The organism is Colwellia sp. MB3u-8 (assembly GCF_014076985.1).
In the GTDB taxonomy this organism is placed as follows: Bacteria; Pseudomonadota; Gammaproteobacteria; order Enterobacterales; family Alteromonadaceae; genus Cognaticolwellia.
In genome coordinates, this window is record NZ_JACGVA010000066.1 from 143,336 (window position 1) to 155,846 (window position 12,511).

The following is a 12,511-nucleotide window of genomic DNA, read 5'->3' on the forward strand; positions in this document are numbered from 1 at the left end:
CCATATGATCCCATTTATTAGTCAATTACCTAAAGATGAAGAAATTACTTGGATAACAGCACTTAATCAGGCCTTGCCTGATGAAAATATTGTGGCTTTTTCTGAGCTCAAACCGGCAGAAAAAAAACACTGTCAGCTAGCGATTGTTGCCAATCCTAATACTGAATTACTGGCTGAATTTGAAAATTTGACATGGCTACATAGTGTTTGGGCCGGTGTTGAACATTTGATGATGTCATTGGCTAACTCGCAGATTGAGGTGGTGCGTTTAATTGACCCAACCCTAAGTAGAGCTATGTCTGAAGCGGTGTTAGCCTGGAGTTTATATCTTCATCGAGACATGCCACGTTATGCTAAGCAGCAGAAAAATAAGCACTGGCAGCAACATCAACTTGTGCCAGCAAGTGAGCGGCGTATTGGTGTTCTGGGCTTAGGAGCATTAGGCCAAGTTAGCGCAAAGCAATTACAACAAAATGGTTTTAAGGTCATGGGCTGGAGCCGCACGGCTAAAAAAATAGCAAATGTTAGCAGTTACAGTGGAAATAATGGCTTGGCTGAAATGGTAGCACAAAGTGATATTTTAGTTTGTTTACTACCATTAACGCCTGCAACACGCGGTATGGTGAATAAAGAATTATTAGCGCAATTACCTCAAGGTAGTGCGGTAATTAATTTTGCCCGTGGCGGCGTCATTAATACCGATGAACTGTTAAATGCGCTAAACAGTCATCACCTTAGCCATGCCGTGCTTGATGTTTTTGAGCATGAGCCATTAAACGCTGATAGCGGACTTTGGCATCACCCTGACATCACTATTTTGCCTCATATATCTGCGCCAACAAACCTTAACAGTGCTTGTGATATTGTCGCTAAAAACATTATGAGTTTTCGTGCGACTGGTCAAATACCCAAAGCGGTCAGTAAAGTTAATGGTTATTAATCTAGGCAGTAAAGCAGACTTTGTTACAAGGTCTAGTTTTTATTTAACGGCTTCATTAATAATTAGGTTTTTGAGCGGCTATTGAAGTTTAATGAAGATAACGTTTAATTAAGTGAGCGTTACTGACTTAAATGGCATTAGATTAAGTCATTATTTAAAAGCGGGCTAGTTGCAAGCAGCAAAGCGCAATTCTGCAGCTTCCGGAGTAAGACGTTAAGATTTATTTTTATCATTGTTGACAAGTAATCGATGGGCTTGTGACCAAAATTTGCTCGATATTTTGTTAATCACATTTGACTCTGCATTGATTAAAATCGCAAAACCTATCTCTAACTCGGGCGAGTAACCAATATCAGCACGAAAGCCAGCAACCCAACCAGAATGATAAATAATAGGATGACCGTCAAATTGATAAATGCGCCAGCCGTATCCGTAGTGGGCATCAGTTAAATGCTCACGCCAATATCGGCGGCGCAAATCTTTTTTTGTTTTAATACGTGGTGTAGTAAGTTCAGCCAGTAGTGCAGGAGAAAGTGTTTTAGGGTTATGACCTAAATTGGCAATTAGCCATTTTGCTAAGTCAGCAATACTGGCGTTAATACCTGCAGAGGGAGCCACTTTATAATAGTCAGGATCAACATCTACTGTACGCCAAATATAGCGTTTGATATTTCTGCCTGCGCTATTTTTTTTACCTGTTTTTATCCGTTTTCTGAGAATGTGAGGCTTGGCGGTGTTTTGCTGTTGTAAAAACACATCAATACCCACTGAGGCATTGGCCATTTTTAAGGGCGAGAAAATTCTTTCTTGTAGCAAAGTAGCGTAGCTTTTAGCACTAACCGCTTCAATGGCAGGTTGTAAAAATCCGTAGGCAATATTTTGATAGCCGTAACATTTTGCCGGCTGGCAAATCGGTGTAATACGATCAAAGCGACTAATTATTTTTTCCATACTCCAATTTTCATGTAGTAAATTATCATAGGAATTTGGCATCAAGCCACTTGAATGGCTGAGTAGGTGTTTTAATTGGATATTGTCTGCAGCGCCTTCGGTGGCTAAAGAAAAATTAGGCACATACTTAGTGACTGGGTCTGATAAGTTTAGCTGCTGCTCTTGTGCCAACATAGTGGTAATAGTGGCGGCAAAAGGCTTAGATACTGAGGCTAGGCGAAACACCGTATTATGATCTACTTTTTGGCTTTTCGCTTTATCAGTATAGCCAAAGCTTTGCATAGCAAAAACGTGGTTGTTTTTAACAATGGCATACGCGGCGCCTGGAATGCTAAATCTTTTTAATTCGCTGGCAATATTAGCCGATAACTTTTTATTTAAGCTATTTAGGTCAGCAGCATAGGAGGTTAATGTTAAAAACAAGGTAAAAAAAAGCGCGATAAAGCGAAAAAGCATGCAGACGACCCATTTGAAAAACAAGCTAGTTTAAACAGTTAACGCGCAAATAAGAAGTAATATTAATTCGCTATAAGGGCTGAACTAGCTAAGATATTGATTTTTTATAGCGTAGCATGTCTTGATCTGTCTTCCTCGCTTAGCGCTGAAACTGTATCTCGAGCTCAGCGCTTATTTTTAAAAACAGAGCGATTAGTGATGACTTTTTGCACTAAACCAAAAGTTCATGAAATCAGCGGTGAGTTTGTTTTCAATTTCCATTGCGCGCTCGGTTGGGCAAAAAATAGTGAAAATAATCTGCGTATCACCAAGCTCTGACGTGGCGACTTCAATATGAGGATCAGGTCCGGCAATTTTTATGTCTAATCGACTTTCAATCACTTGGTTATATCTTACGGCAACATCATTAAAGTCGGCACAATAGGTGTTGGCTTTGATTTTTAGCGCATCAATAAACTCAAATGGGTTAACGCTGCCATCTCGGGTAATAGTAAAGTGATGAACGGCGTAACGTTTAAGGAAATTTAAGTTTTTAATTGCCGATGCCACCAATTGATTATTGGGTATGTAAAGTGTTTTACCGGTAAATTGATAATTACTGATATTAACTTCTAATAGCGTTAAATTGATCCAGTCAATAGAGTTTACTTCACCGCAATAATTACCCACTTGTATCCAATCACCAATTCGAAAGGGACGATTTGAGACCACATAAATAAAGCCAATAAGACATTGAATAAACTCGCGTGTAGCAAGCACTATTGCCACAACAAATGCAGCAATTGAAAAAGCAAACTTTTGAATCTCAACAGACCAGATATTAAACACCACACAAATGAGTGCAAAATTGAAAAGATTATTCAGTAAATTAACGCTTAAGCGTTTATCTAATTTTTTCTTTTTTGCGCGACGTTTAATTAAGCGGGTAATAACTAATTTTACCGTAATAATAGCGACAGCTAATACCGCGGTGACTAAAGATTTATTTTCTAAAAGAGATTCGATCATGTTTTGCTCGGTAGATTACTAAAATAACGACTTACTTTGGCGCTAAAACGTGCACGGTAGATTATTTCAGCCGGTAAATCGAGCGAAATATGATTTTAATTATTGATTATTCATTTGTCATGATGAAATCAAAAATTATTTTGTTCTGCTAATGTTCAGCTAAAGTTCATTTATATTGTTATAAAATAGTGTGTGGTTACAAGAAACCACCAATAATTTAGAAACTTAAATTTAGAAACTTAAATTTAGAAACTTAGTCACAGAACTTGTGTTTACTGTGCAAGTATAAATGGCTTTTTAATAGGATATGTTATGAAATTATTTATTTGTGTTGTGCTGTTTATCTTTTCTACCTTAGCTTTTTCGAATACTAGTTTACCCAGCAACCGGCATATTAGTGTGACGGGCAATGCACAAATGCTGGCGATGCCAGATATTGCGGTGGTATATCTAAATGTTGAAAGTGAACAAAAAAGCAGTTTAGCGGCCAAAAAAGAAGTCGATGAACGGGTAAACAATTTACTGAACGGATTAACTGACTTTGACGTTGATGAAAAAAATGTCTCGGCGTCAAATATTTCAACCGAAGTGCGTTACGCTTATAACCGTGATGAGCGAGATAAAATTGAAGGTTATCTTGCCCGGCGAACCTTAACAGTGACATTAAAAAATATAGCGAAGTTGAATGCCTTTATGGACTTTGCTTTAAGGGTGAAAATTAATGCTATTCGTAATATCGAATTAAAATCTTCCAACGAAAAGCTACTACAGCAAGAGGTTAATGCGCTTGCGGTTGAACATGCGAAAAGCAGAGGCCAATCACTGGCAAAGGCCTTTGGCGTAAATTTAGGGGCAATTTACAGTATCAATGCTAACTCAACTCAAATTCAGCAGAGATATGGCGCCAATAATGAAGGCTATGAAACCAGTGTTCGTATGGCTGATAGCTCGGCAAAACCTGGGCGTTACTTACAAGAGAATATGGTTTTTTCAGCCTCAATTAGTGTGGTATTTGACCTTGAACTATAAAGTGTTTTTTTGTTGATGTTAAATGCTTATTGATGGAGTACATATCGATTGACAACAATCTAGCGCTAAGCGCTACTGTGTCTTTTTGTCGTTGGTGTTTCAGTCAATCGCTTATGTTCAGTGTTTTATTTGCTCAGCTAACTTCACCACATGGAGCTGAGCAATAAGAGAATTATGCCATGAAAGGTATTGCTTTATTCAAGGCATAGGTAGGTTTATTAACTTATGGATAAGACAGGGAGTGTTAGTTACTTATTAATAAACTGTTTAATCAGCAAGCAAGTTTGCTGGTATTGCTCTGGTATCAGTTTTGACAGCAACATATAGGCGTGGATCAGTTCATCAAATTGATAATGTTCAACACTTACGCCAGCTTGTTTGGCTTTATCAGCATATAAAATACCTTCATCTCGCAAGGGATCACAACCTGCGGTTATGACTAAGGTTTTGGGCATTCGGCGATCAAATACGCCAAGTAAAGGTGATGCCTTGGTTATCAGTGCCTTTGTTTGCTTAGTTATTTTTTCGCCAATATTTTGATTTTTAAGATTGAAATATTGCCCAAAGTACCAAGACACTTTATCTGCCTCTAGCAGAAAACCATGGCCATTTTCGTTAATTGATGGGCAACTCATGGTGTAATCAACACTGGGATAGATCAATATCTGTTTATCAATCTTGATATTAGGCTGGTCAATGTTGTTCATCACTAAACTGGTACAAATTGCGCCACCGGCACTATCGCCAGCAATATAAAGTTGGCTGCTATGGCGGTGATCTTTGAGTAGCGCGGGGTAATTTTCTAACAAATATTGACAGTCGTCTAAACCACAAGGGTAAGGGTGCTCTGGTGCTAAGCGATAATCAATGCAAATAACAATGGCATTGGTGGCAATAGCCAGTTCACGACTAATGGGGTCATATAAATTAATGCTACCGCACATATGGCCACCACCATGAAAGTGCAGTAAAACCGGCAGTGCTTTTTCTGGGTTTGGATGATAGATGCGCGCGACAACATTATGCTCATTTATCGTCATGATTTTGTCTTCTATCAGTGCCAGTTCAGGACCTGGTATCATATAAGCGGATAAATTTTCCAAATTTTGCCTAATAACGGTTGGCTCAAATGCTGCGCCACTTGCTTTAGCTTGCTCAATAGCGATATTAACTTGCTCAAGTAACGGCATTAAATTTTTCGATACATTTCCTCGCATATTAACTTCCTTCTTGCGGTGCTTTAGTTTTATGGCCGGTTTCAGGTAAAAAGTAACTACCTATAAATAAGGTTGAACTCAGTACTGTGATTAAAATAAACGATCCGGTGTAATCACCTTGATTAATATCGACCAAGCGACCGAATACCCAGAGAATTATCGTCGATATTATGTAACTAATTGAGTAAAACATACTAAAAATAATGGTGATACGAGCGGAAGTCATCTTTGGTAGCTCGTGTGGAATTGAAACGAGTGCGGTGACGGGTAAAAATATAAAAAAGCCTAACACCATAGCCGCAAAGGTTTGTAGCCAATATAAATCACTAAACGAAAATACGGCGGTGCTAATAATAACCACTAAGCCCGACCAACGTATAACTGGCAAGCGTAAGGGCACTTTTTTACTATAAATAATGCCAAAGATAGTACCGACAATACCAAAGCCAATCACCCATTTACTTTGTACAATACCGGCCTTGGGATAAAAGGTGAACAAACAAATATAAAAGGCTAAAATGCCTGAATAGGCTAAACCGTATAACCAATTAAAACGCTCTGTTAAGCCTTGGCGGTAAGTGTAATTTTCTGGTAGGGCATTTTGATCTTTGCTTGCTCTTGATGGTTGCTCAAATTTAACCAACAGCCAAAGTAGGGCAACAGCCAAGCTAAGCACAGAAAATAGCGTTAAACTATTTTGCCAACTACCGGTAAGCTGATTAATACGCTGCATTTGCCACAAAATTATTGCCGTACCCATATTAAAAGCCACGGCGTTAATGCCATTAATGGTTGAGCGTTCTTCTGCTTTGAAAAACTGTAAAACGATAGGATTAAAATACACCACCATAAAAGCGCCACCCAGCCCCATTAAAAATCGACTGAGTAACAGCCATTCATAATTTGGTGCATAAGGAGTTAGTAAGCCGATGGTGATTAATAAACTGGCCACAAAAAAAGCATATTTAATACCGAGTTTAATCGCTATCCAAGCGGCAATGAAAGTGCCAACAATTTTAGCTAACGTGACTGCACCACTAATAAAACTTGCTGACGCTAAGCTATGCACGTCAAGTGCAAGCATAATGCTTTGCATGCTAGCGGTGCCACCGACCCAAGCCATGGCAAATAATACATAACTAAAGAAAACAATAGCTTCTACTAAATATTTGTTAGTAATTTTCATCTATAATAACTTTCAAACTGATTAACAATGAAGGGTTAGATTACCCTAGGATGTTAGGGAAATAAGTACTACCTTAGTGCACTAACATCAACAAACGAGCATGATATGCTAGATGAGATAAGTGTTGATGCGAGTATACAATTGTTAAAACAAAGGAATGAATTTGTTAGCTTGGTTATCTATTGATACGTGGTTGATCACCGCTCTTTCTATTGGCTACTTGTGCCTATTGTTTTTAGTTGCTCATAAAGGCCAAAATCAATCGCCTGAACAATGGCGCTGCAAGCCGTGGGTATATAGCTTATCTTTAGCGGTTAGCTGCACCTCATGGGCCTTTTACGGCACAGTGGGTCAAGCCGCAACTACCGGCGCTTGGCTTGCACCGATTTATATTGGCTCCATGCTTTGTCTGGTATTAGCTTGGCCAATGTTGCTGAAAATGTTAAACATTATTAAGCGACAAAACCTTACCTCAATTGCCGATTTTATTGCCTTTCGTTATGACCGTTCGCCTAAAATTGCGATTAGTGTAGCGCTAATCGCTTTAGTTGGCACCATACCTTATATTGCCTTGCAATTACGCGCTATTAGCACCAGCTTTGATTTACTCACCGGCACTTTTCAATCAGGTATCAGTACCGCTTTTGTCGTTACCATAGTATTAATTGTCTTCAGTATCTTATTTGGTACTCGGCAAATTGCTGCCAGTAAGCAAAATCAAGGTTTAGTGTTAGCCATTGCCTTTAGCTCAGTGGTGAAATTATTAGCATTAACTGCCGTGGGTATTTTCGCGACGTTTTTTGTTTTTGATGGTTTTGCCGACTTAGCTGCTCAGCAACAAAGTCAGGGCTTATTTACTGACGGTAATTCGGTTTATCTTGCGGTGACTCAGGCGATATTGGGCGCAATAACCATTTTTGTTTTACCACAGCAATTTCATATGATGATGATAGAAAACCATCACCCACAAGAGCTAAAAACGGCCCGTTGGTTGTTTCCACTGTATTTTATTTTAATTAACATTTTTGTTTTACCCATAGCAATCGCGGGCTTAATTACCTTTCCTGGCGGCAGTGTTGATGCCGACACTTATGTGCTTACCTTGCCGATGTTTTTTCAGCAAGCTTGGTTAGGTATTGTGGTTTATATTGGTGGTTTAGCGGCGGCAACCAGTATGGTTATCGTTTCTGCTATTGTGCTTAGCACCATGATTTCAACCGAAGTTATAACGCCAATAACCTTAAAATTTAACTATTTTAGTAAGGAAGGTGCACCGCAATTTTCTCGCTTGTTGTTAAAGCAGCGCCGACTGACCATTATCGCCATATTGTTATTTGCCTTTGCCTTTGAACGCAGTATTAATCAGCAAAGTCATTTAGCCAGTATTGGCTTACTCTCCTTTGTGTTGTTATCACAGTTTGCGCCGGCGATTATCGGCGCCTTGTACTGGCGCAAAGCGAATGCTAAAGGCGCATTAACCGGCTTAATTATTGGCAGTTTGATGTGGTTTTTCACCCTACTTTTACCCATCATAGCTCCTAATTTAGTGTGGGTACAAGATGGCGTTTTTGGCCTTGCTTGGTTAAAGCCAAATGCGCTGTTTGGCGTCAACTTTTTAGATTTAACCAGTCATGGCGTATTCTATAGCTTAATGAGCAATATTGTTTGCTTTGTCGGTGTTTCATTATTGACCCAACGCAGTGTAGGTGAAAAATTACAAGCAGACATTTTCATTAGTAAAGCTCAACAGCAAGTTGAGAGTAAGTTAAGTACAGAAGACCTTTACAGTTTATTAATGCGCTTTATCGATAAAAACGCCGCTGATGCCTTTATGTTGATCGTAAAGGCTAATCAAGCCAATCAAATATCTTCTGACGTTGAGCCAGTAAATCTGGTTGAATATACCCGTGTGCAACTTTCTGGTGTATTGGGCTCAGCCTCAACACGTATGGTCATGAAAGCGGTATCAAGGTCAGCACAAATGCCCTTTGAAGATGTGGTGAGTATTGTGGACGAAGCAAATCAACTGTTTCGTTTTAACCGCGAATTATTGCAGTCGGGTGTTGAAAATATTGAACAAGGCATTAGTGTGGTTGATGCGGATATGAGATTAGTAGCTTGGAATCAGCGTTATATTCAATTACTTGATTATCCAGAAGGTTTTGTTCAAGCCGGCTTATCGATTGAAACCTTGTTAAATTTTAATATTGCGCGAGGCATTATTGTTGGTGGTGCTAATCATGAGCAGATGATCACCAAACGTATCGCGCATATGAAAAACGGTGATAGTCATCATTTTCAACGAAAAATGCCTAATGGCATGGTATTAGAAATTCGTGGACAGTCGATGCCTGCTGGCGGATTTGTCAGTACATTTTCAGATATTACCGCTCATATAGAAGCTGAAAAGTCCTTACAAAAAGCCAATGAAAATCTTGAAAAACGTGTGGCAAGCCGAACCCAAGAATTACAAAATGCCAAAGCCGAAGCCGAAGCGGCCAACAGCAGTAAAAGTCGATTTTTAGCGGCAGCAAGTCACGACCTTATGCAGCCTTTTAACGCCTTATCTTTATTTACCTCGATGTTAAAAAACAAAGTACAAGGTGAGGAACTCACCGCACTTGCTCAGCACATTGATGATTCATTGAACGTGGTCGAAGCCTTGTTGTCAGACTTAGTTGAGATTTCTCGCTTAGATAGTAGCTCTGAAAAAATAGTAAAAAGTCAATTCGCCCTTGATGACTTATTACAGCCACTCAAGAATGAATTTGCGGCCTTATCCGCGCAAGCCGGCATACGTTTCTCATATCAAGTTAGCCAATGTGTTGTGCATTCTGACAAACGCATGCTAAGGCGAATAGTACAAAATTTTTTATCGAACGCCGTACATTATTGCCATGATAAGCAGGGGGTAAAAGCGGGGATTCATAATCGCATTTTATTAGGGATACGACGCAGCAAAACAATGATAAGGCTTGAGGTGTGGGATAACGGCCCAGGGATCGCGTTAGCACAGCAAAAAGCCATCTTTCGTGAATTTGAACGTTTAGCGCAAAACCGTGAAATACCAGGATTAGGTTTAGGTTTGGCGATATCAGAGCGCATAGCAAAATTGCTCGGTTTGTCAATTTCCGTTAAATCTCAACTCGGTAAAGGTACGTGTTTTAGTCTTGAAATACCGCGCGTCAGTGCTAGTGAGGCCGCCATCGTTAAGGCAAAAATACACCATAAAGGTAAGTTGAATAAAAGTTTGGAGGCTATAGCCGAAAGTTCACTCGAAAAATATTTTAATAACATGGTGGTATTATTGATCGATAATGACCAACTGATGCTAACCGCAATGGCCTCACAGCTTAGTGATTGGGGTTGTTGTGTGTTAACTGCATATGATCAACCGTCATGCCAGCAAATATTAGCCAATGGCGAGATTATTCCTAATATTATTATTGCTGACTATCACCTTGAACATGGCACTAAGGGCGTTGATTTAGTGCGAGCCATGTTGCGAGCACAACAATGGCAACTACCAGTGATAATTTGTTCTGCTGACCCATCAGAAAGCGTTCGACAACATACCAGTGATGCTGAGTTTTTGTTTTTACGCAAACCCGTTAAGTCATTAGCATTAAAGCGCATGATGCGGCAATTACTGGTATAAGCTGAGTTGCTTTTTTTATTATGTGCTTATTCTGTGTTTATTCTGTGTTACGACTAAGCAAGCTTTCTACATAATATTTTTATAGCCTTTGTGCTATTTAACATAGTCATTATTTAGATTTTATCGCCGAGATAATCTTAATTACAGAGATAAAATTGATGAGTAAAAAGTCTGCTATTGCTGAGCGTATATTTTGTCCTAAAAAGAAAAGGGTAAAGTTAGTTGGCATCAAGATTAATCATCTTGCTGTACTTTGTTTTAAGGGCATATTTCTGCTTGCGTTGAAAAGATGATCTCAGTCACAAAAAACCGTTCAATTAACTATTTATTTTAGATGTTATGTTTTTAGGTAACTAGATTTTTAGGTAATTAGATTTTCAAATAACTAGCGCTCGAATAACTAGCGTTCAAATAAGAAAAGCCTGCTTAATAGTATTAAGCAGGCTTTTCTCGCGAGTCTAATTGATATTAATCATTAATCATTAATGATTAATATCTCTACTCGTCTGTTTTCAGCGCGACCTTCTGCGGTTTCATTTGATGCCACAGGTTTGTTTTTACCAAAGCCACTAGAGTCTACTTTATCTTTGGAAATAAGGCCCACTTGGGTAATAAAATTAGCAACAGTTTGGGCACGTGCTTGCGACAGCGCCATATTCAACTCCTCGCTACCAAGGTTATCGGTATGTCCTGAAACCATGATGTTAGCACCAGGGAAATTCTTAATGGCTTCAATAATCTTATTCAGTAAAATAAAATTACTCGACTCTATTTCACTACTACCTGATTTAAAGGCAAAGCCTTGGGCGCGAATAAGCACATTGTTTAACTGACGATATACATTGGCCTCTTCAGGGCTATACATTGACTGTACTCTGGAGAATCTTTCATCATCAGCTCTTTTTTGCGCCTGTGCCTGCTCATATTCCATCTTAGCTTCTGCTTTATCTTTTGCTAACTGAGTTTGTTTTGTTTCGGCTGATTCCATCCCCATTAACAAGGTTTTACGTTCTTCAACAACGTTTGCTACTGCCGCACTTAGCTTATTCACCACTTCTTTGTTTGGCTGGTTAAAGCCAACATCAGTATCAATAGATTTAACGACTTGGCTAAGTTGATCTTGATACCAAAGGATTTTTTGTTCTGCATCAAAGTTGGCATTTTTAAAGAAAGTTTCAATATCGACTATACCCTTAGCCTTTTGTACCAACCATATTGCCCGGTTAGCATGTACGTTGGCTTTTTGAGTATCAGTTCGATCGGCTTCTATTGTCGCTAAAGCAAGGCGGTATTCATCTTCTGCCATGGCCATAGTGCTAGGTGCTATATCAGCTAGATCATTTTTCTTGGCATTAGTTAGCGCTTGCTCAGCAACACTGAGCATATTACGCTTTAACGAATTTAGCTCTATATCTAAATATTGATTGCGCAAGGCATTGACATCGCGTATGGCTTTTTCATCCTCTCCAACTTCAAGTAAGGCTAATACTTTTGCCAGTTCTGATTCTGCTTTTTTAAAAGCAGCGGGTGCAGCTGAGCTAGCATTGACATTTATCGCTCGGTCTCGGGCATTGAAAACCTCCTCAAAAACATATTTTGCTTTTACGGCTTGTTTCTTCGCCGTTTCAATACGCGCTATAACTTCGCTGGCACTATCCTTTACTTTTGGGCTACTATTTTGAGCTTGTTCAAGTGCGTTTTGATAAATATTTTCGGCATTTTTCAACTGTACGGGGGAGTAGAGTGCTAAGTTTTCACGCTCGGCGGCCTCAATGCTGGTTTTAGCCTGAGCCAATGTTGGGTGTTGTACTAACATTTCCTGCTCAGTCATGAGTTTTTGTGTAGCACAAGCACTTAAGATGGTGATAAGTAAGGCTACCGCTGTGTATTTTACTTTCATGTTATTATCCTTTTAACAATGAATTTATTGCAGCGCTTATCTTGCGCTAAGTAACTAATAAAAATGGCTAAACTTCTACTTACAGCCAAGCGGCAGGTGTTATTATTTCCTTGTGCTGTCTATTTTATCTAGATTAACACTAGCACCCCCAGAGATTTAAACCAGT

General features: G+C 39.2%; 8 protein-coding genes. 3 read left to right on the plus strand and 5 right to left on the minus strand.

What is annotated here, in order from left to right; translation table 11 throughout:
* Positions 1-4 precede the first annotated feature (4 nt).
* Positions 5-940 carry a glyoxylate/hydroxypyruvate reductase A gene (locus H4J54_RS11830; protein WP_182191069.1) on the plus strand — a complete coding sequence of 312 codons (936 nt, stop codon included), beginning with the start codon at positions 5-7 and terminating at the stop codon, positions 938-940.
* Positions 941-1,153: 213 nt separating this feature from the next.
* Here H4J54_RS11830 and H4J54_RS11835 read toward each other — a convergent pair whose 3' ends face one another.
* On the minus strand, positions 1,154-2,347 hold the full coding sequence (locus tag H4J54_RS11835; protein WP_182191070.1) for a serine hydrolase: 1,194 nt from the start codon (positions 2,345-2,347) through the stop codon (positions 1,154-1,156).
* Positions 2,348-2,539: 192 nt separating this feature from the next.
* The gene (locus H4J54_RS11840) at positions 2,540-3,355 is read right to left on the minus strand and encodes a mechanosensitive ion channel family protein (RefSeq protein ID WP_182191071.1); all 816 of its coding nucleotides are present in this window, start codon (positions 3,353-3,355) and stop codon (positions 2,540-2,542) included.
* 312 nt (positions 3,356-3,667) lie between these two features.
* Here H4J54_RS11840 and H4J54_RS11845 point away from each other — a divergent pair, with 312 nt between their 5' ends.
* Positions 3,668-4,384, plus strand: a complete 717-nt coding sequence (locus H4J54_RS11845) for an SIMPL domain-containing protein (RefSeq protein WP_182191072.1) — start codon at positions 3,668-3,670, stop codon at positions 4,382-4,384.
* Positions 4,385-4,632: 248 nt separating this feature from the next.
* On the opposite strand, the gene H4J54_RS11850 is transcribed toward H4J54_RS11845, so the two are convergent.
* A complete protein-coding gene (locus H4J54_RS11850) occupies positions 4,633-5,601 on the minus strand; it encodes an alpha/beta hydrolase (protein ID WP_182191073.1) in 969 nt (322 codons plus the stop codon).
* Position 5,602: 1 nt separating this feature from the next.
* Positions 5,603-6,787, minus strand: coding sequence for an MFS transporter (locus H4J54_RS11855; RefSeq protein WP_182191074.1), 1,185 nt, complete (start codon positions 6,785-6,787; stop codon positions 5,603-5,605).
* A 157-nt stretch (positions 6,788-6,944) separates the two neighbouring features.
* Here H4J54_RS11855 and H4J54_RS11860 point away from each other — a divergent pair, with 157 nt between their 5' ends.
* Positions 6,945-10,445: a PAS-domain containing protein gene (locus tag H4J54_RS11860; RefSeq protein WP_404851900.1), complete on the plus strand. Its 3,501-nt coding sequence runs from the start codon at positions 6,945-6,947 to the stop codon at positions 10,443-10,445.
* A 475-nt stretch (positions 10,446-10,920) separates the two neighbouring features.
* On the opposite strand, the gene H4J54_RS11865 is transcribed toward H4J54_RS11860, so the two are convergent.
* Positions 10,921-12,345, minus strand: a complete 1,425-nt coding sequence (locus H4J54_RS11865) for an OmpA family protein (RefSeq protein ID WP_182191076.1) — start codon at positions 12,343-12,345, stop codon at positions 10,921-10,923.
* Positions 12,346-12,511: the final 166 nt, after the last annotated feature.